The sequence below is a fragment of the Halobacillus halophilus DSM 2266 genome, assembly GCF_000284515.1.
GTDB lineage: Bacteria > Bacillota > Bacilli > Bacillales > Halobacillaceae > Halobacillus > Halobacillus halophilus.
Genome location: NC_017668.1, coordinates 3,507,009 through 3,529,505 on the forward strand (window position 1 = coordinate 3,507,009; position 22,497 = coordinate 3,529,505).

The 22,497-nt window shown below is 42.9% G+C and carries 19 protein-coding genes; 1 reads left to right on the top strand and 18 read right to left on the bottom strand.

What is annotated here, in order from left to right; all coding sequences use genetic code 11:
- The first annotated feature begins 41 nt into the window (after positions 1-41).
- Positions 42-398, top strand: a complete 357-nt coding sequence (locus tag HBHAL_RS17295; protein WP_014644797.1) for a PilZ domain-containing protein — start codon at positions 42-44, stop codon at positions 396-398.
- 123 nt (positions 399-521) lie between these two features.
- On the opposite strand, the gene HBHAL_RS17300 is transcribed toward HBHAL_RS17295, so the two are convergent.
- The 18 genes from HBHAL_RS17300 to murA form a co-directional block, all read right to left on the bottom strand.
- Positions 522-1,508 (bottom strand): class F sortase, encoded by a 987-nt coding sequence (locus HBHAL_RS17300; protein WP_014644798.1) that lies wholly within the window; start codon positions 1,506-1,508, stop codon positions 522-524.
- A gap of 106 nt (positions 1,509-1,614) precedes the next feature.
- A complete protein-coding gene (locus tag HBHAL_RS17305; protein ID WP_014644799.1) occupies positions 1,615-2,958 on the bottom strand; it encodes a hypothetical protein in 1,344 nt (447 codons plus the stop codon).
- Positions 2,959-3,144: 186 nt separating this feature from the next.
- Positions 3,145-6,231, bottom strand: a complete 3,087-nt coding sequence (locus tag HBHAL_RS17310; protein ID WP_014644800.1) for an efflux RND transporter permease subunit — start codon at positions 6,229-6,231, stop codon at positions 3,145-3,147.
- Positions 6,218-7,561: an efflux RND transporter periplasmic adaptor subunit gene (locus tag HBHAL_RS17315; RefSeq protein ID WP_014644801.1), complete on the bottom strand. Its 1,344-nt coding sequence runs from the start codon at positions 7,559-7,561 to the stop codon at positions 6,218-6,220. The genes HBHAL_RS17310 and HBHAL_RS17315 overlap by 14 nt, the downstream gene beginning before the upstream one ends.
- A gap of 320 nt (positions 7,562-7,881) precedes the next feature.
- Positions 7,882-8,502 (bottom strand): hypothetical protein, encoded by a 621-nt coding sequence (locus HBHAL_RS17320; protein ID WP_014644802.1) that lies wholly within the window; start codon positions 8,500-8,502, stop codon positions 7,882-7,884.
- A 512-nt stretch (positions 8,503-9,014) separates the two neighbouring features.
- Complete coding sequence (locus tag HBHAL_RS17325; protein ID WP_014644803.1) at positions 9,015-9,320, bottom strand: hypothetical protein; 306 nt, start codon at positions 9,318-9,320, stop codon at positions 9,015-9,017.
- Between the two features lie 111 nt (positions 9,321-9,431).
- Entirely contained in the window at positions 9,432-10,865 is a 1,434-nt protein-coding gene (locus tag HBHAL_RS20480) for an S-layer homology domain-containing protein (protein ID WP_014644804.1), read from the bottom strand.
- 167 nt (positions 10,866-11,032) lie between these two features.
- Positions 11,033-11,455 carry a 3-hydroxyacyl-ACP dehydratase FabZ gene (fabZ, locus tag HBHAL_RS17335; protein WP_014644805.1) on the bottom strand — a complete coding sequence of 141 codons (423 nt, stop codon included), beginning with the start codon at positions 11,453-11,455 and terminating at the stop codon, positions 11,033-11,035.
- A 953-nt stretch (positions 11,456-12,408) separates the two neighbouring features.
- Positions 12,409-13,503 (bottom strand): class I SAM-dependent methyltransferase, encoded by a 1,095-nt coding sequence (locus HBHAL_RS17340; RefSeq protein WP_014644806.1) that lies wholly within the window; start codon positions 13,501-13,503, stop codon positions 12,409-12,411.
- A gap of 15 nt (positions 13,504-13,518) precedes the next feature.
- Positions 13,519-14,835 (bottom strand): FAD-dependent oxidoreductase, encoded by a 1,317-nt coding sequence (locus HBHAL_RS17345; protein WP_014644807.1) that lies wholly within the window; start codon positions 14,833-14,835, stop codon positions 13,519-13,521.
- A 153-nt stretch (positions 14,836-14,988) separates the two neighbouring features.
- Complete coding sequence (locus HBHAL_RS17350; protein ID WP_014644808.1) at positions 14,989-15,330, bottom strand: DNA-directed RNA polymerase subunit beta; 342 nt, start codon at positions 15,328-15,330, stop codon at positions 14,989-14,991.
- Positions 15,331-15,350: 20 nt separating this feature from the next.
- Positions 15,351-16,175 carry a flagellar hook-basal body protein gene (locus HBHAL_RS17355; protein WP_014644809.1) on the bottom strand — a complete coding sequence of 275 codons (825 nt, stop codon included), beginning with the start codon at positions 16,173-16,175 and terminating at the stop codon, positions 15,351-15,353.
- A 14-nt stretch (positions 16,176-16,189) separates the two neighbouring features.
- Positions 16,190-17,017, bottom strand: coding sequence for a flagellar hook-basal body protein (locus HBHAL_RS17360; protein ID WP_014644810.1), 828 nt, complete (start codon positions 17,015-17,017; stop codon positions 16,190-16,192).
- 33 nt (positions 17,018-17,050) lie between these two features.
- Complete coding sequence (gene mreB, locus HBHAL_RS17365; protein ID WP_014644811.1) at positions 17,051-18,049, bottom strand: rod shape-determining protein MreB; 999 nt, start codon at positions 18,047-18,049, stop codon at positions 17,051-17,053.
- Positions 18,050-18,335: 286 nt separating this feature from the next.
- On the bottom strand, positions 18,336-18,617 hold the full coding sequence (gene spoIIID / locus HBHAL_RS17370; protein WP_014644812.1) for a sporulation transcriptional regulator SpoIIID: 282 nt from the start codon (positions 18,615-18,617) through the stop codon (positions 18,336-18,338).
- Between the two features lie 268 nt (positions 18,618-18,885).
- Positions 18,886-19,779: a M23 family metallopeptidase gene (locus tag HBHAL_RS17375; protein WP_231853965.1), complete on the bottom strand. Its 894-nt coding sequence runs from the start codon at positions 19,777-19,779 to the stop codon at positions 18,886-18,888.
- A gap of 224 nt (positions 19,780-20,003) precedes the next feature.
- Complete coding sequence (spoIID, locus tag HBHAL_RS17380) at positions 20,004-21,038, bottom strand: stage II sporulation protein D (protein WP_014644814.1); 1,035 nt, start codon at positions 21,036-21,038, stop codon at positions 20,004-20,006.
- A 129-nt stretch (positions 21,039-21,167) separates the two neighbouring features.
- Positions 21,168-22,478, bottom strand: coding sequence for a UDP-N-acetylglucosamine 1-carboxyvinyltransferase (gene murA / locus HBHAL_RS17385; protein ID WP_014644815.1), 1,311 nt, complete (start codon positions 22,476-22,478; stop codon positions 21,168-21,170).
- Positions 22,479-22,497: the final 19 nt, after the last annotated feature.

Consider the following 22,497-nt stretch of genomic DNA (forward strand, 5'->3'; position numbering starts at 1 on the left):
ATATCATTAGATTAACTACACTTAAGTAAAGGGGTTTGGTTATGGCAGATGAACGAAGAATTGAACCATTCCGCTACTCATTTAATGAACCGCTGCCAGGGTTTTATAATAAAAAATTAAGCCCGAATATCTCCGGACCGCTGCAAGTGAAAGACATCAGCTTGAATGGCCTGCGCTTCTCTTGTGATGAGAACCCGGATCTTTCCATGAAAGATGAGGTTCTTCTTTCGTTTATTTATCATAAAGAAACGTACTCAGCAGAAGGACGGATTATCTGGATCAGCTCAGATAATCGTACGATGACTTGCGGGGTTAACGTATTTATGTTCCCTGAATCTCTCCGCAATGAAATTTACCGATTAGGTGAGTCCCTGAACAAAAATAAAAACTTCATATAATTTAAAGCCTCCCACACGGGGAGGCTTTTTTTGGATATAAATATACCACCTCAAGTCATCCAATATTTGGATGACTTGAGGTGGTAAATGTTGGTTGTGGGTGTCAGGTGATGATAGCTTGTGTTATTTTGATGAAGCCGTTTTGGATGGTTCTGATTCATTTCCTTCTAAATCCACCGTGGTTACATAATACATATATTGAGAAGCTTCGGGATCTGCATACGCTTTTCTCTCATGATTCGAGATACTGGCAACTTTCTCAAATTCCTCTCCATCCCTACTCCTGTATACTCTATAGCCCGCTACATAATCTTTACGAACGGCGTACCATGTAACAAGACTGCCGTTAACTTCGATATTCGTAGGAGCTTTAATATCCGACTTTTCCTTTTCAGTCTCTTTCAGGGTGGAATAAACGACCAGACGATCCTGGTGACCTCCTTGATCCCTCACAAACTCTCCCGTACAAGTGATAAGGTTCAGCCTCTTTTCATCAGTGGGACCAAAAATCCGTCCGATTGGGGACTCTTTCTCTGGATAACTTTCCAATTTCTGAACGACGTATGTTTTCTTTTCGCCGTTTTGATCGGTGACTGTAATTTCATCCCCTTTTTCAAGCTTATCCAAGTCATAGAAAACCGCAGGACCTGTACGACTGTCCACGTGCCCGGCAATAACTGAATTCCCTGTATTCCCAGGTTCCGTACCAGGTTCAAACCACCCCGCTTTATCCGGATCTTCAGGCACGCCCATTTGTCCATTATCAAGGACGCCAACCGATTCAATGTCAGAATTAACATCAATAGCAGGGATTTGAATATTGGCAGGAACAATTCCAGTTTCTTTCTGCTTTTCTTCTTTGACCACTTCCGATGAATTCATATCTTTATTTTTATTAATTACGGTGAACTCTCCGCCAGCAACCTGTTCCTTGAGCTTTTCCTCAGGAGGTGTGATATCTGAGGCTTCGACTTCTGGTGTTTCAATTTTTTCTACTTGAGTTTCCGACTCCGAACTGGTCAGATTCGCCCATACATTCGTTTCATACCCAACCATGAGAAGGGCTACTATTCCTACGACTGTAAAGTAAATCTTCCACTTCATCTCCATAACCCATCACCTTTTTCGTTTATTGGTTATCCATTCTTTAAAACAACTAAGAAGAGAGGTATGGCCTCTCTTCTTAGTCTAACGAACCGAAACTTGCGAAGCGAATTTATTGATTCGATTTCTTTCTGTAAAGCAATCCACCTGATAGAAGAGCAAGAATTCCAAATGCTGCCCAGGCCCATACAGATAATGAACCAGCTTCACTCATGCCGCCCATTCCTGTATCAGGCATTTCTTCAGGCATTAGATCGTTACCGAATTGATCTGGCATTTGTTTAGCTATCGCATCTCCAAGCGTTTCACCGATACCAAACATAAAGCCATAGCCTTCACGGAAGCTGTTATAAGCAGCTTCATAATCTTCCGCTGCATAGTGATCGAACGTTTCAAGTACATCTTCTTCATGTGTCCATACCGCTTCCGTTGCGGCTTCTTGAGGAAGGTTGCCTTCCGTTGCTGAAGCTAAGAAAGCACCGAAATCTTCTGCAAACATTTTCAAGCTTTCTTCTGCATCCATACGAGCTTCTTCATTGTTTTCCAAAGCTGCTGTTACAATATCAGATTGAGCTGTGATATGATCCTGCTGCCATACTTTCTCAAATTGCTCTGCCCCTTGTTCTCCATAAAGAGAGTCGATTGTTGCCGCAAACTCTTTTGTATGTTCATTTTCTGCCCAGGTTACAAAATCATAATCTGGAGCCTGGTTGAATCCTTTTTGCATTTCAAGGGTAGCCAATGCAAAGTGCTCAGATGCGAGCGCATTTAAGTTAGAACGAAGATCTGCTGCCTTAGAATCTGCTGCAGTCTGCTCAAATTTGTCTGGCATTTGGGTTGTAATGGCCGTTGACAGGGCTTTACTAATATCAAACATGCGATGGAACCCATCGCGGAATGATTGGTAGGCCTTCTGGTATTCTTCATTTACATAGTGGTCAAAAACGTTTATTACGTCCTCTTCGTGAGCAGTCAGTACTTTTTTTGCTGCTTCTTCAGACAGATTTCCCTCTGTTGCTTTTGATAAAAATGCTCCAAATTCATTCACAAATTCTTCTACTTCTTGTTCAGCCGCTTCGCGGGCTTCCGGTTCATCATTCTTTGCCGCTTTCACAAACTCGTCGGAGTAATCATTATGACCTCTGAATATGTCCTCAAACTGCGACGCTGCTTCTTCACCGTAGACAGAAGCGATAGCCGGTGTCATATCCTGTGCATTTTGATCCAGCTTATTCCAAACCTGATCGGTGTCTTCAGCGTCCTCATAGGATTTCATCATAAATGTAGTAGCCAGAACAAAGTGTTCCGATAACAATTTGTCCAAGTCTGCTCTTAAATCCGCGGCGGGAGTTTTAACTGTCGCCATCGTGTCCCCGTGGTTATCAGCCAATGCTGCGGATGGCGCTAACAGCAGGATCGCCATCATCACGACAAAAATTTTCTTGAATGTTTTCATGTTCTCATCTCTCCTTTTAATTTTTTATTTTCTCTCATTGATTGGTTTGCCTTTTCACATAGCTATCGTCTAGTAAAATGAATTGGATCACTTTTTAATAGAATTTTTTTAAGATTTTTTTTGAAATAAAAAACACCTCAGGTCATCCAAATTATGGATGACCTGAGGTGGCAGTAAATAGGAGCCTTATTCTGTTGTTTCTTCTGTTTTGTTTTTACGAAACTTTCCGGTGATCTTCTTGGATAAATCGTCAAAGTACGTATAAACCACTGGAATTAAAACAAGTGTAAAGAAACTGGACACCGTTAAACCGAAAATAATTGTAACGGCAAGCGGCTGCTGAGCTTCCGCACCGCGGCCGATCCCTATAGCCAGCGGCACCATTCCAAGGACCGTAGTCAGCGTGGTCATGAGGATAGGGCGCAGGCGATTAGGTCCAGCTTCAAGGATCGCTTCGTAACGATCGTAAGACTTCCTTCGCAGGATATTAATGTAGTCAACCAGGACAATGGCGTTGTTGACTACAATACCGGCGAGCATGATAATACCTACAAATGCTGGCAGACTGAACGGTAAATTCGTAATAAACAGCCCGCCGGTTATACCGATTAGCGTTGCAGGTAATGAGAACATAATGATAAATGGAAACAAGAAGTTTTCAAACTGAATGGCCATCACGGCGTAGACCAGAAAGAGGGAGAAGATTAACGCTAAGGAGAGATCCCCAAAGGCTTCCTGCATATCCTGCGCCTGCCCTCCAATTTCGAAGGAATAGCCATCTGGCATATTCAAACTCTCCAATTCAGCGCGAACATCTTCTGTCACGCTTCCGAGGTCCCGGCCTGTCACTTCCGATTCAACATTGACTTGCGGCTGCTGGTCCTGGCGAAGCAGTGTAACAGGACCCTGGACTTGTTCAAGATCAGCAATAGATGCCAGCGGAACAAGTCCTCCATTAGGTGTTTGTACCGTCATTCCTTCCAAATCAGAAATCGTCTGTCTCTCATCTTCCGGTAAAATCAACCGCACATCAAGTTCGTCGCCACCCTGGCGATATCGGGTAGCAATTTGGCCGTTAAACGCAAGCTGAGTCTGGCCAATCACTTGCTGATAAGAAAGACCATACTGCGCAGCTTTTTCACGGTTAACATTTATCCGCATTTCCGGACGCCCTTCCTCCGTAGAAGAAGTGGCATTACTCACCCCATCGACTTGATTCATAACATAAGAAACTTGATTGGCTAACTCGGAAAGTACTTCAAAATCATCACCGTTAAGCTGTACTTGAAGCGGGGCTCCTGTGCCCAGTCCTGCATTCAATTCACTTACTTGAACTTCAGCACCAGCCAGGCCGCTCAGCGATTCATCCAGCTGTTCCATTACTCGTTGTGTGGTCCTTTCCCGTTCATCGGGATCCACCAGTTGTATCGTGTAAGAAGCCTGATCAGAGGAGCCATTTCCAACGCTCCCCATGCCGCCTCCACCAACAGATAAGTAGCTCACGTCAATAACGTCTCCGAACTCTTCTATTCGTGAATCAATTTGGTTTGTAAACTCTTCTGTATCTTCAATGGACGTACCGGCCGGCATTTCCACACTCACTTCAATTTGACCCTGATCAGAAGGAGGTATAAATTCCGTTCCAATGAGAGGTACTAAGGCCGCACTTCCTGCTATTAGAGCCACAGTAATGGCTACGGTTGTCTTTCTGAACTTTAATACCCTTCGCAGTAAAGAGCGATATTTATCATTTACTTTATCAAGGAAGCGATCAAACCAGTAACGCCTTCCACTCTCCTTCAATGATTTCGTCAACAATTTCGAGGAAAGCATTGGGATTAAGGTTACTGATACAGCCAGCGATGCAATTAAGGCAAACATAATAGTCAACGCTAAAGGTGTAAACAGCTCGGAAGCAATTCCCTCAACAAATATAATAGGCAAAAATACGACAAGCGTTGTAGTAGCTGAAGCCACTACTGCTGGAGCCAGTTCAGAAGCTCCCTCTTTCGCAGCTTCCACCATCGAGTAACCCCGCTGTCGGTAGCTGACGATATTTTCTAGTATGACGATGGAACTATCCACCATCATCCCTATGCCTAAAGCAAGTCCACCCATCGTTAATACATTCAATGTTTCCCCTGTAAAATACATAAGGGTAAACGTTGAAATAATCGCAATCGGAATCGAGATACCAATTACAAGAGTGGCCCTGATACTTTTCAGGAACAGTAGTAAAACAAGAATAGAGAAAATTCCCCCGAGAATAATGTTCAGCACAACACTATTAATTGAAATCTTAATAAATTCAGAAGTGTCCAGCACAATCTCAGAACTCACATTTTCCGGAAGGTCCGCACTTCCTTCATTCAATGCTTCTCGGACGTTATCAGCCGCTTCTACGGTATTCGCATCGGTTTTCTTAAGAACGGAAAGTACAACTGAAGAAGAACCATTTACTTTCGCGACTGAATTAGAATTGGTTAGCTTTTCTTCCACCTCAGCTATTTGATCCAAGGTTACCTGCGCACCGGATGGCGATTGTAAAATCGTACTGCGCACATCTTCAATTGACTCAAACTCGCCATCAATTCTAATTTGCAAATCTTTTTGTCCTTTATCTACAGCACCTGCAGAGGCCGACTGATTGGAAGCATTTAACGTTTGAACAATGGTTTGGGAATCAAGTCCATACTGAGCCATCTGAGCACGATCTACCAATACTTGTACTTCCCGTACCTTGCCGCCTTCAATACTTACAGACGCCACACCTTCCTGTCTTTCCAGGAAAGGAACAAGCCGGTTCTCAGCCACTTGCTGTAATTCTTCCGGATCATCACCTGATAAGCCAACGGTCATGATCGGGAGCTGCTGGGGATCAAAGCGGAGAACACTAGGTTCTCCTGCTCCATCTGGAAGAGCAGCCCGGGCCTGGTCTACGTTTTCCCTCACCTGAAGCAAGGTACTATCCAAATCAATCCCCGTATTAAATTGCAAAAGAACGAGTGAAGCCCCAGCCTGCGATTGGGACTGGAGCACTTCAAGACCTTCAATCGAACTTACGGATGATTCGACGGGCCGGCTGACCAGTTCCTCTACCTCTTGCGGCGCTGCTCCTTCATAGGAAGTGGAAACTACGGCAATGGGCAAGTCAATTTCCGGATAGAGATCAATCGTCAAGCTCCGTAATGAAACAAATCCTAAAGCAAGAATAGCTGCGACAATCATGATAACCCCAACGGGGCGCTTGACAGACAGATTAACTAGCTTCACTCTGTTCGTCCTCCTCCATGATCGTCACTTTCCCGCCATCTGTCAGCGTCAACTGACCCGTAGTAATCACTTGAGCATCTTCTGGAAGTTCAGCATTTATGGCTGTACGTTCGGTTTGAGCTTCTATGACTTCAACATTTACACGTACAGCTTTCCCATCCACTACGTGGTAAATATAAGATTCGTTACCTTCTTCCATTACAGCATCCGTTGGTACAACCAAACTGTTTTCCACTACCGTTTCAGGAAGTAAAAAAGTCGCCATCATGCCTGGTTTGATACTCTCTTCGTCATTTTCAACTGCGGCTTCAACAGGATAAAGACCCGTATCGTCAGGAATAGAAGAAACGGATTCCACAGTAGAAGTTATTTTCTCATCCAACGTACTAATCTCTACTTCCAGTTCATCTCCATTATTAAATAGAGAAAGCTGCTCAGCTGTAATCGATGCTGTTACCGTCATAGGGTTTAGCCCCACAATGGTAGCAAAGGGCTGCTGATTCGTTACGAGTGCGCCTTCAGTTGCTTCAAGGGAAGCAATCTCACCGGTAGCCGGGGATTTAATAATTTTGTTCGAGGTTTGATCCTGCGTTTGGTTCAGCTGGACGTTCGCCTGCTCCACCTGCAGTTCAGCCTGATCGACAGCAATCCTCGCTTGTTCCAGCTGCTGACGAGCCTGATCCACCTGTGCTTCAGCTTGAGCTACACCTGAAGATTGCTGCGCCCCTCCCTGCAACTGCTTAAGCTGAGCCTGGGCCTGATCCGCACGGCTTTGAGCCTGCTGATAGAGAACTTCAGGAATGATTCCTTCTTCAAAAAGTGATTTCGTCTGATCAGCAAGCCCCTGGGCTTGCTCATATTGCTGCTCAGCCATCTCTTTCGCCTGCTCATTTTGATTTTCCTGGGCATCTTCGGCCTCTTCAGCTACTTCCAGCTGATCCTGCGCATTCTCAAGGCCACTTTCCGCCTGCTCTTTAGAAATCTGCGCATTTTCGAGCTGTTTTTCTGCTTGGCGTACTGCGATTTGCTGGAGTTCAACCTGGCTTTCACCATCTCCAGGATCTACCACACCTATTTGCTGTCCTTCTTCAATCCGATCTCCCTTGGAAACGTTCAGCGTAACCAGCTCTCCTGGCGTTTCAGAAATAACGGGAGTCGTATCAGAGGTTGTGGTTCGTCCAATTATTTCGCGATTTATGACAAAATCCTCTGTCTGAACTTGTTCAACTTCTACCGGTGTTTCTCTTTCCTCTGTTTCTTCTTCCGTGTCGTCGTTTGAACAGGCGGCCAGAAAAATTATTAGAAATATCAGCACGGCTATTCTTTTCATCTAAGACTTCCTCTCCTTCTATATCTAAGCAGCTCATTTAACAAACCATAAAACTAGTGTACGAGGGCGATTATGTAACCTTTTCATTTCCGTAGTGTCTCCTCTAGGACAACTTCCATTCCTTCACTCACGTTCCATTTCATTCTGACCAAGTAGTCATAATTATGAATAATGTTACTAAAGTACGGTTTGTAATGCAACTTGTACAAAACACTCTAAAATGACAATATTGTGTCACTTTTTCTGGAAAATAGATTAAATTGTGAATTTAAAAAAGTACTCATAAAAAAAGCCGGACCCTGGGCCGGATCCGGTTATTTTTATTGAATAATATTTCCGAGCTGTGCTGTCATTAAGTCCAACTTTTTGATCTTTGGAAGATTGTAATCGCGAAAGCGTTCATCAAAGTGCTTGAACATGGGCTCCATAGCTTCATCATCGATTAATTCAGTATAAGTTCTGTAAGCATGCTGATATTGTTTCATGTAACGCTTCATCTTCTTCTCAAAACCGGACAAGTGATAAGTGGAAGAAAAGTCGAATGCTTTCACAATATCACTATCGTATGTTGGGAATTGAGGATTGATCGCATGCAGCATGGAAGCCGCTAATGGGAACTGCATGGTCGGGTTGCCTTTGTGGTTCTTAATCTCGTACAAGCTCTTTGTAATTTGTACAATGTTCGGTCTTTCTTCTTTTCTCTGCTCTTCCATCAACTTAAAATAAGATGTTTCGAACTCATTCGTTAAGCTCGGGTTGTCTAAACGGAAAAAATAACGAAAGATAAATTGATATAAACTATCATCCGGTACGTAAGTATTCTGGAACTCTCTATGAAGATAGAGGTAAACGTCCAGTTTTTCCTGTGGAATTTTGTTGACTACATTTTCAAAGTCTTCTAAAAGTAAGTCCTTTAAATCGCTTGCCGTTCTGTATTTCATTAATAATCACCTCTATTCGCTTATTCCACACTAATAAAACCAAGAAACGTAAAATTGTAAAGGAATTATTAATGTGTATCTTACCTCTATTCTACATAAGCGAAACGGATTTTCCAATCAATTTCAAATAGTCGGACTTAGTTTTAAAGAGTCCGGAAAATTGTTTATATTTCCTTTTCTTAACCGATATAACTGTAAAGCAGAATATTATATGTCGTTAACTCCTCCGCACACTAGCAGCAAACTATGTTCCATAAATAAAGCCTGCGCCATGCACTTATTTCTTTTAGAAAGCGGGGAACTTATGTGAATCAGAAGGGAAAAACGTTGGCGGTCAGTGGATTTATTTCGTTCCTTACGGGAGTTGGATTGCTTTTACTCGATTATTTGTCAGCCTTTCATTTTCTTATTCCCCTTCTAACCCTGGGAGGAATATGTATGGTGGTCACTTCAGTATTTTTATCCTATAATAACAAACACAATAAAAGCCGCTAAGTTTAGCGGCTTTTCTGTTATTGATTGTCTTTACTATCATTTTCGTTCTCTGTCATGTCATTCTCCATGGTATCTTCGTTCGTCATATCTTCTTCCGTAGCATCATTTTCCCCATCTGTCATATCTTCTTGATCCATATTTTCTTCATCGTCCTCATTCATACCGTCTTCATTCATTTGATCCTCTTCTTTGTTCTCTTCCTCATTCATGTTCTGTTCCGTGTCATTTTCTTCTTTACCCATTGGATCTTCATCCGTACCACAGGCACCTAGAAGGGAAACCATCAGCATAGCAATTAGCAACTTAATTGATAGAGATTTCATTTGTATTCCTCCTTTTTAATGATTACGACCCGTAGTATGTCCCCGCTGGTAAAAATCATCCATTTTTCCCCAAAAAAATTCCGGCCGAAGCCGGAGTAATTTGATGAGACTTTAATTATTCTTCTGATATTCAATGGATCGGATCAAAAAGGCAGCAAACTGCTCTCGTGTCACCGTTTCTGATGGACCGTACTGGTCAGCACTCACACCAGAAGTTATCCCTGCATGATAAAGGCGGTTTACGGATTCGTCATACCATATGTCATCTTTTACATCCACAAATGGATGCTCTTTCGATGACTTTTCAAAATTATAGACATTTTGCAGCAGGACGGCCATTTCGCTCCGCTTCAAGTCATCTTCTATATGGAAGTTTCCTTTCTCATCTCCGTTAAAAATACCTTCATCAGCAACAGCAGATACAGTATCAAAATAACGGCTCTCCGGTGATACATCCACAAAACCAGGGTCCGGACGACCAGTCAATGAAAGATTCTCAGCACGCACGAAAAGCATAGCGGCATGAATACGAATTAAATTCTCCTTCATCCCGAAAGTATCTTCATTATGGCCTCTAAGTATGTTCATATCGAATAATTGATCAATACTCTCTTCAGCATAATGATTAGCAGGAACATCTTTAAATTTATTTCTTAAATAATTCGATGCTACGTATCCCTTAGTGCCGTTCTCTTTTTCAACTTTATACCATACAAATGGATTTAAACTTTCCTGACTTTTTTCATACGTATAGGAACCTTCAATCGTCAGGTGTTCCCCCTGTTTCACTTTTCCTATTACGTTCGGGTTGGAGGTTGTCGGCTGGGAGCGCAAATTAACTTCTTGAACGACCCCGACGGTTTGGCCCTTTTTATAAAAATAGTTGGAAGATGTAAATGGCTCCAGGAAACGATACTCCATGGTTACAAACCGAATGTTATCTCTTTTTGCAGGGTCGTAGTCAAAATCATCCCTTGAAAAATCTAATTCTCCAAGTTCGCGATCCATGTTTCTTTCGATGATCTCGAACACTTCTTCTTGATAAGCTTCTTTATTCTCGTCACCATTTTCCTGTATAACCGGACTATTTACTGGTTTAATGCCATTATAAGCCATTACAGCGAAATACCAGTTTTCTATATAATTTCTTTGGTAAGTGTTAACAGATCCTTCACTTTTATTGATGGATGGCAGGTCGTTTCGATCATACATTTTGTTTAAAATCTCGACACCAGCTTCAATATTATACCCAATATCCTGCTTTAAGCGTGTATCATCATAGTTATCCTTCTGTGTCACCTGCATGATCCCAATTCCGCCATCTTCTGAGATAAGCGGCTTGTTGTCTTCAAACTGTTTCCCGGCACTCTCTTTTTCAGCAACCGCTTTAACAATTTCAGGAGGTATATCATACTTAACAGCAGCCTCTGTTAAAAGACAATTGATGGTTTGCGGGTCGGGGTTCACGCCCTCTGACTGTTCAAAGCTGCATTTATCTGCAATTTGCGTTTCTGCGTGTACACTTGGAATGAGAAAAATGTTCACAACGACCAGGAAAGCCAAAACTCCAAAGGCTTTAAGATAATTTTTAATGCGAAGCCACTCCTTCTGCTAGATTCATAGATTTATTCTTTCAATGCTAGAATTATACCATTTTTTACCTTAAAACCCCATAAAAAATGACCCGGACCTTATGATCCGAGTCATTTAAATTATTTCAAAGCGAACATAATTTCAGCTTCGCAGGCTACTTCACCATCTACGGTTGCTTTCGCTTTTCCTTTCCCCATCGGTCCTTTCAGTCTTACAATGTCCACTTCAAGTTTTAGTCGGTCGCCTGGTTTTACCTGGCGCTTAAAGCGGCACTTATCAATACCTGTAAAAAAGGCCAGTTTCCCCTGGTTTTCTTCTTTTTTAAGCATAGCTACCGCTCCCATTTGAGCTAGGGCTTCCGTAATTAACACCCCTGGCATCACCGGGTAATCAGGAAAGTGTCCCTGAAAAAACGGTTCATTCATCGTTACATTTTTGTATCCAACAGCGCGTTCTCCTTCTACAATTTCTTCGACTTGATCAATGAGCAGAAACGGATACCTGTGTGGAATAATTTCTTTAATTTCTTGGATATCTAACATACATGCATGCAGCTCCTTTTGTTCATTCTACCCTTATTATATAGATGGATGTCCTTCTCGACAAAAGATAATTAAGACATCCCTTCAAAAACGGGCCAATAAAATCATAATAATGATTGTTAAATATAAGCTCCCATTACTTGAAGACTCAGTTTCGAGATATTTGTTGACGAGTAAGGTCCTCCGGGGGACGATTTCGCTTTCCGTGGGAATGCGCGGAGCCTCCTCAGGCTTCGCCTTCCGGGGTCTCCCCTGTCATTTTCATGAGGCCGCTGAAAACCCTGCTAATTTCTCCCTGCGGAAAATGGATTCCCAAATTTCATCCGAAAAATCATATGAAAGAGGGGAGTGGACGTCGAATTTTGGTCATTTTCAGATATAAATGTAGGAGAAATAATTTCCAAAATATGTTTTTAAGTGGCCTGATTTTCATCCCACAGGAGTCTTCATCGTCCCCCTCCGGACCTTGCGAAATAGGGAGCTCGAAATGCACTTCGAAGATGCCTGTTCGACAAAGATAATGAACCCTAGAAGCTAAAGAGTATCTAGCTTATTTAAGTGTATAAATCCCGCTTTATAAACATTTAAGCCTGCTTCAGGATTATTACCCCTCTTATGAAAGGGGCCGTTTTACGTTTCAGGCTGGGTGGCGAAGGAAACGACGAGACTCCCGCGGGAGAAGGAGCGAGGCGAGACCCCACAGGGAGTGACAGCGACCGAGGAGGCTTGCCAGTTCCCCCGCAGGAAAGCGAGTTGTTTCCGCAGCCATCCCTCCTCTATATTAAGTAACGGACCTAAGATATCTTGAAACTGAGTCTTCCACAATCCGGCCGTTTGTGCAAAAACGCTTATCTTACAATTCATCACTATTTATCAGTTTGCACTAAAAAAATCACAAAAGTCTTCTAGAAAATTATAAACCGCTGTGACTGAAGTGGTCACAGCGGTTTATTTTATGACGAACGAGTTAACTCCTTGTTATCTTCCTGCTTGGAAGAAAACGAACGTTCTCCGTCGTTCATCTCCTGAGTTTGTACCCATTCTTTCACTGGAGAAGATGGACTCATCCAGAAAGTGTACCAGGAACCTTCTTTAACAATCGGATCTAAATCATACATATCAAAATTAGAATGAGCCGTAACCTCTTTTAACTCTTTCTTATCCGGCAGCGCAAAAAGATTCGAGTGAGCTACAAAGAAACTGTTAAACGCTGAAGAAAAAGCTTCCCCATGCTCGGTTTCATTAATAGGTGTGATAACAGAAACGACTCCTTGAGCTTCCACATAACTATACATTTGCTCTAGAAGATCAGGGCGCGAATCCGGATGAACATAATGAAAGATATTATGAAGCAGTACAACGTCCACTTTCCTTCCATCTTCCGGCTCCCATTCATTTATATCTCCTACTTCAAACTTTATATTAGAGAAATCGTCAGATAATTCTCGTGCATGATCGATGACCTTTTGGTTCAGATCTACCCCAATCATCTGGACATCAGGAAATTCTTCGGCTAACTTTCGTAAGTATCCGCCATGGCCGCAGCCAAGGTCCACAATGGTATCTACATTTCTTGCGCGTATCATCTTCTTAATCTTTTTAATCGCAAAGTGTTCAAGCAGGGCTGAAGTTTCAGCTACAACTTCTCCATGCCGCTCATGGTCGAACAGGGCACGCTCATGAGACTTTAGTATAGAGGGATATTGCAGCATTGTAGGAATATGAAGCTCCATCATCTCTTTCAGCAATGCTTTAACACCAGGCGACTGCTCCTGCCCCATAAGAGCAGAGCATCTTCTTTTTGACGTACGGTAACGTTCATTTGGACGCTTCTTCAGATGCTTAACTGCGACTCCTACTTTAACCCAGGAAGCTAATAAATCATAGGAGTACCCTGTTTTTTCACTGACCGCTTCTACTGTCCTGGCTGATTTGAATTCATCAAACAGTCCTAACTCAGATCCCACATAAGCATGCCAGCTTGGCAGAAACGATTCATTCTTTTTCATCCACTTTCTAGCCTGCATAGCCGTTACCCATTCATTCATATGATTCATCCCCTCCTAGTTCTCTTTTTCCCATGGATAATCTTCTGATTCTGAAAATAAGTATTTCCACTGTGTCTTATCTTTTATCTTTTTACTGCGTGCTGGAAGAACACTTCCCTGGATTGCCCGATCGAGTAAGTTGAAATTCCATGATCCCAATCCGGATATATTGAGCATTTGTTTCACGTGAAGCTGATCATCATCATAAATCCGCTGGACAGCCCTCATACGGATTTTTCTCCACCATTCGAAACGGAAAGAATAGACGAGTGCTGACAGGTGACTTAAATGAAGAAGGGAGGAAACACGAGGCTTCCTTACATCTTCATAGTAATGTAAATGCTCATGATAATTTTTATTATTTTCTTTACACCATGCAAGCAGTTCTCCAAGGACATCTGCATCCTGTACGGCCAGGTTCATTCCTTCCCCTGCCATGGGATGGACGGTGTGAGCAGCGTCACCTATAATGGCAAGATTTCCAGAATAATATTTGTCTACGTGATAGGTATAGGGAATCATAAGCTGAACCTTTTTCCAATCGTCGATGGTACGCACTCCCTCTGACAACTCTGGTTCAAGTTCGCTGTAGGCTTGGTAGAGGTACTCAAGACCCTTTTCTTTAATGGTCTTGTATTCTCCAGCTTTTATCAGATAAACGGTTCTCACTTCATTGTCAGGTAGAGGAAACAAGCCTAGAAAGCGGTCGGCTGTGGTTATAATTTTTCCTTTGGTGTAAGATGCTGGTCTAGGCATTGTAACTGTTAGAAAATGGTGATTGTAGTCTTTACGCTTCACATCAGCATTCATAGCTTTTCGAGTAGGGGAACTGCGCCCTTCTGCGCCGATATATACCTTGGCTTCTATATGGAAAGTCTCCTTCTTCTGCTTCACCTTTGCCATTCCTTTTTCAAAACCTAAAAATCGAGCGCCACCTAAATAGTGAAAATGTTCTTCGAAGGTTTGTCCCTTATCCCGTATAATGGATTTCGTTCTCTCATGCGGCACCATTAAGGCATGGTCATATTTACTTGCCACTCGGCTATAATTCAGCTCCGTTAAATTAATCTCTTCAGGGGATTTCCCTTCACGACGGTGAATTTCCTGAAATCTAAGCTGGTCAATCACGTGACCGCATCCTTCTATTTCATCGATGACTCCAAGTCTTTCCAGTATCGCAATGGTTTTTGGCTGAAGCAGTTCTCCTTTATATACGGGTGACTCCTTCGTCAGCTGTTCAGCAATCGTGACATGAACGCCTCGACTGGCCAGTTTGGCTGCCAGTGTTAAACCTCCAACACCTCCACCAGCGATAAATACGTCGGTTCTCAAAGCTTGCGGCCTCCCCACTAAATAAATGATTAGATTTAAGATTTATTCCCTAAATAACGGTTTCAGAAACAACTTGATGTGCCAGACATTTCCTTTATACCTTAGACATAAAAAAACACGAGTCGTTGAGACCCGTGTAGAATTCTTCTCATGCTATTCAGTTTTTGTAACAATATCCCAGATGTGCTGCCAAGTATCCCAACTGAGAGCATCCATAGGTTTTCCGTCTCCGATCACTCCGTATCCGACCATTAACCCAATAAACAAAGCCACGATGCTTAAGACCAGAACAATGATAATACGCAACCAAATAGGAAGAACACGGATACGGCTTTTATGTCCCGTCTTTTCATTGAAGGTCTTTTTCAGCTTCTGCCAATACCCTTGTTTTTTTGTATGATCTTGTTTAGTCGCTTCGTCTAAAGCTTTACGTTTCTTCTGTCTATCCTGCTCACGTTTATGGTTTTTGTCATTTTTATTAGGATCTGTTGCCATGGTCGTCAAACTCCTTACGTTTATGATCTGAGCTGATTGATCAGACCCATCATCTGATCACCCGTGGAAATCGATTTTGCATTAAATTGGTAAGCTCGCTGAGCATTAAGCATATCCGTCATTTGCTTGGAAATATTAACGTTGGAAGATTCAAGTGTTCGGTTCTGTATTCGTGTTTCATTTTGGGGAACTTCTGAAGTTATTCCTGTTCCTTCCATACCATCAGGAACTTTAAAACGGTTGCCGCCTACCGCCTCAAGCATTCTTGGTCTTACGGCCTCCACCACCTCAAGCTGCCCTTCCACGGACGACTGACCGTCGCGTGTTACCACCACTGAACCTACTTCATTAATCTTCAATTCCGTGAATCCATTTTCAAGTACAAGAGGATCCCCCGCGTCTCCAATTACAGGATACCCTTCCGAGTCTGTGAGCATTACTTCATTGTCGTTTACCGGATTTAAATAAAAATTCCCTGCCCGAGTGTACTGTGTCTCTAAGCCCGCTTTTGTAGGAATTTGTAATTGAAATAAATGACTCTTCTCTAACAAGGCAAGGTCCAGTTCTCTACCTGTATTCTGAAGGCTTCCCTGGCTAAGGTCAACATTTGTGTGACCAAGACTTGCCCCTGACCCTATTCTTACTCCATCAGGTGTCTGACGGCTTCCAGGAGCTGGTTCGGAGGATAAATTGTCGATTTGCTGATATAACAATGAAGAAAAGTCAGCCTGCCGACTTTTGTAACCAGTCGTGTTCCCATTAGCAAGATTATTCCCTATTAAATCAAGCTTACTCTGCAGCTGTCCCATTGTAACAGAAGCCTGAATCATCGAACGGTTAATCAATAGTCCTCCACTCCTTATCGCAGTCTGGCAATCTCAGTGACTGTTTTCTGCATACTTTGGTCGTAAGCTTTAAGTACTCTTTGGTTCATTTCAAAAGACCGATATGTATTCATCATTTCCGTCATTGTACGGGCACTGTTTACATTGGAACTTTCAAGAAAGTTCTGTTTTACATCGACTTCAACTGTGTTATCTCCCCGGGCCTCTATGAGCTGAGTGCCGTCTTCCCCAAGCCTGTATAAACCTTCGCCTTCCTTCACCATATCTTCCGCTGCCGAACTATAAGATAAGCCTAAAGGGATATCTTGTCCATCTACCGTGATTATACCTTCCTCAGAGACGTCAAATTCCATCCGGTTCGTTTCAATCGGATTTCCTGATTGATCCAATACATAGTTCCCTTGATTCGTAGTTAAGAACCCTTCCCCGTCCACGGTGAAATTGCCATTTCTCGTGTAGCGCGGCTCTCCTGCCTCATTTTGAACATCAAAAAAAACAGAGCCCGACTCGTCGGGCACGTTTCTTTGAAGGAGAGCTAAATCCGTAGCAACTCCCGTTTCTCTTAAATCACCTTGAGTGAAAGCGGGCACAGCCTCCTGCATATAAACACCTGTATTAAGGGATCCGACAGGGTGCTGTACAGGAATATTCCTGCTACTTGCAGAACCAGGCAATTTGCGGCTTCCCATTTGTTCAATCAGCAATTCTGGAAAAGCACGCATCGTCCCCTGATCAGCTTTGTATCCTGGTGTATTCACATTGGACATATTATTCGATAATGTTTCCTGCATGCGTTGGTTAGCAAGCATTCCTGAGGCGGCTGTGTAGAATCCTCTTAACAAGGTGATCGCTCCTTTATTAAAAATTAACGAAAGCTATAAAACTATTTTACTGCGTTTATCCATGTTTTCCAGTATCATTCCTGTTCCAGCAGCTACACAATCCATCGGAGAGTCAGCAATCATCACAGGGACTTTCAATTCTTCGAAAAGAAGCTGATCCACACCGTGAAGAAGAGCACCTCCACCCGTCAGGGTAACCCCGCGTTCAATTATATCAGCAGAGAGCTCTGGAGGCGTCCGCTCTAATACTTTTCTAGCCGTTTGAACGATAACCTGAACAGGCTCGCGAAGCGCCTTCTCTATTTCTTCCGAACTGACTGAAATCGTACGGGGGAGCCCAGTAATCCTATCACGGCCTCTAATATCAACTACTTCTGTCCGAGTCGCTGGAAATACAGTACCCACATTAATTTTTATATTCTCAGCCGTCCGTTCACCAATTAATAATTGGTATTCTTTCTTAATATATTGAAGTATTTCCTGGTCCAATCGATTTCCTGCTATTTTGATCGACGAAGCTGTAACAATTTCCCCCATCGAAAGGACCGCTATATCAGTCGTTCCTCCCCCAATATCCACAATCATATTTCCATATGGCTCGTAAATTTCCATACCTGCACCTATCGCAGCCACTTTTGGTTCTTCTTCTAAAAAAACTTTCTTACCGCCTGCTTTTTCAGCTGCTTGCTTTATTGCCTGCTGTTCCACTTTGGTTATATTCGTTGGACAGCAGATCAGCATCCGTGGTCTGGATAGAAAGCTTCGAACATTTATTTTTTGGATAAAGTACTTGAGCATAGCTTCTGTTGCATCGAAGTCTGCAATAATGCCATCCTTCAATGGACGGGTAGCTTCAATATTCTCAGGTGTGCGTCCCACCATCCGCTGAGCATCTTCTCCTACTTCCAGTACTTTTCCAGTATTACGGTCCATTGCCACGACGGTTGGTTGATTTAATACGATCCCTTTACCCTTAACATGAATGAGCACGTTAGCTGTACCAAGGTCTATCCCGATATCTCTTGCAAACATGTCCTGTAGATCCTCCCTATTGAAAGCATCCATGCCCGTAAACACACAAAAATCGCCGTAACCCTTCCGGTTAAGTGAGAGGTCCATAGTATTCAACCATGTTCTGGGCATTCAACCTGCGTTTTGAAATTTTACATCACTTAAAAAAATAACGTTCATTGCCTGTGTACCATAGTACACATCTAATTCTATATTCTATCATAAAATTATGACAATCGTCGCATTCGGGATGAAAAAATCACCTTATACGCAGGGGATTTTTCTTTAGGGAGGATGACAAAGGAAGTCAGGCAAGAGGCTGCACAGGTCCTTCTTCAAGCAGTTGGGCTTTATACTTTCTTCGAGTTGCTTCTCCTCCGCGGAGGTGTCTGATCTCCTTATGATAATCTAGTATTTTTTTAACTTCTTTAGCAAGCTCCGGATTCACTTCCGGGAGTCTTTCTGTAAGATCTTTATGCACCGTACTTTTAGAAACGCCAAATTCCTTGGCGATCACTCTGACCGTTTTTTTAGTTTCAATGAGGTGCTCTCCAATCCTGATGGTCCTTTCTTTGATGTAATCATGCACTCCACTCGCCTCCTGTGATTGTCTATCCAAGGGGGTGGTTTCAAAGGAAAGCGCTTATGCTGTTAGTATGAGGGGGGTACTCTAGGTGTAAGTCATGGTGTTCCTCCCTGGACGTTACCGAGTGCTCGGTTATCCTCATTGTATTATTAAAAAAGGTGAGTTATGCCACAGGGATAAGGATGGGGCTTGCTTTACAGGAGTTTTTTATGTAAATGCTTTTTGCTAGTTTATGATACAGCATAAAAAAATGAGGGGGCTGGCCCCTCATTTAGGTTTGAGTTGTAGAAATGGATGATGCACTATCCTCATCAGGAGTTTGTTCTCCTTCTGTGTTATCTGCAGGATCTTCATCCGTATTTAGTTCCTCATCATTTGGCTCATCAGATACTTCTGGTTCTTCTGCGGAGTCTTCGGCAGGAGCACTGTCATCTTCAGCAGAAGGTACTTCTGTTTCTTTCTCAGCCTCTGCTTCTTCTTTCACTTCTTCGCTGATCTTACTGGAAGGTTGTCCGAAAAAGCTTTCTGGATTTACAGGCTGCCCTTCATTTCGTAATTCGAAATGAACGTGGACGCCACTTGCCTGGCCGAAGGAATTCTGTCCAGCAGAACCTAGCACATCACCTTGAGTAACTTCAGAACCAGCTTGGACTTTAATGTCAGCTAGACTAGCATAGACCGTTGATACGTCTTCATCATGTGTAATTTCAATGACATTGCCATAAAGCGGATCTTCTTTTACTTCTGTGACTGTTCCTGATAGAGCTGCTGTTACTTCAAAAGCTTCTCCATCTTCTCTCGTTATATCGACGCCTTCACTCTGATAGTACTTATTGTTGTATAGGACCAGTGCACTTTCTTGATCTTCCTGAGACGCATTGTAATCATAGAACTTAGTAACGATAGACGCGGCTTCTTCATCAACGACTGGCATTTGTAAGTTTTCGTTTTGCTCCATGACTGGAACTGAAGCCTCTCCAGAATCCTGAGTAGTGAACTCATCCTGGACTTCCGTTTCTGATTGATTAGCTAACTGGTTTTCTACTTCCTTACCACTTTGCTGATACCAGAACACCCCTACTAGAACTAATGCTGCTACGGACAAATACAAAGCTGGATACAACCATTTCTTGCGCATTAAGCGTTTAAACTTTAATTTAGTCACGCTTTTCTTTCCTTCCTCTCTCATGTTCATCACCTCAAAAATCATTCTGAACACTTCTGAGGAATTATATACATGAAGAGGGAATTTTTTCTTAAAAGTATTTATCATTTCAAGATAGAAATAAAGATCGCATCGAACGAACTAGTTTGTCCAAATTGCAACCGCCCGTCTTATGAAATGGAAACAGGACCCTTAGCTTCAGGTCCTGTCTTAATCATATTCCATCAGTTGACAGGCTTATCATTTCTTGAAGTTAACAATGCCGTCTGTTTATTGATAGAAGATACTTCTGTATCGTGATAATAATGAGTAACTATGTCTTTATAACTGCTGCCGCTCTTTGCCATTCCATTTGCTCCATATTGACTCATTCCTACACCGTGGCCATACCCTTTCGTCGTAAAAATGACGTGGTCACCTTTTTGCTCCATAGAAAAATCACTTGAAGGCAGCTCGAAGGTTTCCCTTATCTGTCGTCCTGAGAAGCTCTGGTCCCCAACTTGAACCTTATCTACACGATTTCCCTCTGTCTTTGTCATGGTCATGTTTTGCACATTCCCTTTAAAATTTACGCCAAGGGCTGTTTGTACTTGAGTAATCGGAATAATTTTCTGATCTGCGAATTTAGGTGACTGTTGATCCCAGGGACTTTCCACACTTTTCAAATAAGGAATCTCGTTCTCCCAGTAGTCTTCAGCATTTTCCGTGTATCCATTGCTCGTTGAAAAGAAAGCGGCCGTTATCGGCTCCTGGTTATACGTGATTATTTCTCCTGCTGTCTCACTGACAGCTGTGCTAATTTTCTCCATATTGCTCGTATATTGATCATGCCACTGAGCTCTGAGTTCTTCATCATTCTTATACACCTGGTGATTAACGGTGTCCGTCACATCAGCTTCCTGCGATACACCCTCTTCTTCAAGCAAATGCCTAGTTATATACGTTCGCGCTGCTAAAGCCTGCGCTTTTAGTGCTTCCAGCTCAAACTCAGCAGGCATCTCAGATGCAACCACCCTTGCCACATATGTCTCCAGTGGGACTTCTTCTATCTTCCCTGATTGGCTTCGTTCCACTCTGACCGCTATCGGAGAGAGGTCTTTTGATGCATCAGCGGCTTTTTCAATCGGATTTGGAGTCTCCGGGACTTCATGTGAAGCACTGGAACCTGTAAAAGGCACCACAATTAGAGTGGGTAGTATAAGTATAGCCCCGAACAGGCCACCTGTTATGAAGAATGCCATCCAATTTTTTCTTTTCATTCTCACCCTCCTGATTACATTGTAGATCTCTCTACTAAAATGTATCCCTGATACAAGGATGATAGAACCAAAAAAAAGCTTGGCTGTTTCAAAAAATTATGAAACAACCAAGCTATAAGGATATATACATTATAAGGTCGACAAAGATTCGTTAGCTTCTTGTTCTTCAGAGTAAGATTCTTGTTCGTTAATTCTTTCTATATCCGCACCGAGTCCCGCAAGTTTGTTGGCGAAATCCACATACCCACGGTCCAGATGCTTAAGTTCTGTTACGCGCGTGTACCCATCGGCAACAAGACCAGCCAGAATAAGAGCTGCTCCCGCTCGTAAATCAGTCGCGGCTACTTCCGCTCCTTGTAAAGATGAAGGTCCCTCCACAATAACGTTGCGGCCTTCAATCTTAAGGTGAGCATTCATCCGGCGGAATTCTTCCACATGCATGAAACGATTTTCGAATACGGTTTCCGTAATTACGCTTGTGCCTTTGGCGTTTAACATCAATGCCATCATTTGAGACTGCATATCAGTAGGAAAACCTGGATGTGGCATCGTTTTAATGTCTGTGGCCTTCAGCTGTTCAGGGCCAATAACTCGAAGTCCATCCTCTTCTTCTTCAATGGTAACGCCCATTTCTTCCATTTTTGAAATAACAGAACGAAGGTGTTCACGCATAGCACCTTTAACTAATACATTACCTCCAGTAATAGCAGCCGCAACCATAAATGTTCCAGCTTCTACGCGGTCAGGGATAATGGTATGAGTCGCGCCTATAAGCTTGTCGACTCCTTCGATACGGATGGTCTCCGTACCAGCTCCAATAACCTTGCCGCCCATTTGATTGAGATAATTGGCTAAATCTACAATTTCCGGTTCTTTCGCACAGTTTTCAAGGATGGTCGTTCCTTCAGCTAGGGCAGCAGCCATCATAACGTTTTCTGTAGCCCCTACACTTGGAACATCAAAGTAAACCTTGGCACCCTGCAAACGACCTTTGACTTCTGCCTCAATGTATCCATTTCCTACGGTAACTTCAGCACCCATAGCTTCAAAGCCTTTTAAGTGCTGATCAATAGGACGTGATCCTATCGCACAACCACCAGGCAGGGCAACCTTAGCATGACCATACCGGGCCAAAAGTGGTCCCAACACGAGGACAGAAGCTCGCATTTTCCTCACGTATTCAATTGGTGCTTCTGTTTCGAGATCTCCAGAAGCATCTACAGTAACTGTGTTGCCTTCCACTTTAACATCAGCATTCATATGTCGAATCACTTCATTGATAGTCGTAACATCTGCTAAAGCAGGAACTTCGTGTAAAACACTTTTTCCTTCACTGGCAATTATACTTGCTGCGATGACAGGCAGTACGGCATTCTTGGCGCCTTCTGCTTTTACAGTGCCATTCAGCTGCCTCCCACCACGGACGATGATTTTTTCCAAATTTCATTCTCCTCCGCGT

Coding starts and splice junctions, on each gene's coding strand:
- HBHAL_RS17295 (WP_014644797.1), top strand. CDS start 42: ATGGCAGATGAACGAAGAATTGAACCATTCCGCTACTCATTTAATGAA.
- HBHAL_RS17300 (WP_014644798.1), bottom strand. CDS start 1,508: ATGGAGATGAAGTGGAAGATTTACTTTACAGTCGTAGGAATAGTAGCC.
- HBHAL_RS17305 (WP_014644799.1), bottom strand. CDS start 2,958: ATGAAAACATTCAAGAAAATTTTTGTCGTGATGATGGCGATCCTGCTG.
- HBHAL_RS17315 (WP_014644801.1), bottom strand. CDS start 7,561: ATGAAAAGAATAGCCGTGCTGATATTTCTAATAATTTTTCTGGCCGCC.
- HBHAL_RS17320 (WP_014644802.1), bottom strand. CDS start 8,502: ATGAAATACAGAACGGCAAGCGATTTAAAGGACTTACTTTTAGAAGAC.
- HBHAL_RS17325 (WP_014644803.1), bottom strand. CDS start 9,320: ATGAAATCTCTATCAATTAAGTTGCTAATTGCTATGCTGATGGTTTCC.
- fabZ (WP_014644805.1), bottom strand. CDS start 11,455: ATGTTAGATATCCAAGAAATTAAAGAAATTATTCCACACAGGTATCCG.
- HBHAL_RS17340 (WP_014644806.1), bottom strand. CDS start 13,503: ATGAATGAATGGGTAACGGCTATGCAGGCTAGAAAGTGGATGAAAAAG.
- HBHAL_RS17350 (WP_014644808.1), bottom strand. CDS start 15,330: ATGGCAACAGATCCTAATAAAAATGACAAAAACCATAAACGTGAGCAG.
- mreB (WP_014644811.1), bottom strand. CDS start 18,049: ATGTTTGCAAGAGATATCGGGATAGACCTTGGTACAGCTAACGTGCTC.
- spoIID (WP_014644814.1), bottom strand. CDS start 21,038: ATGAAAAGAAAAAATTGGATGGCATTCTTCATAACAGGTGGCCTGTTC.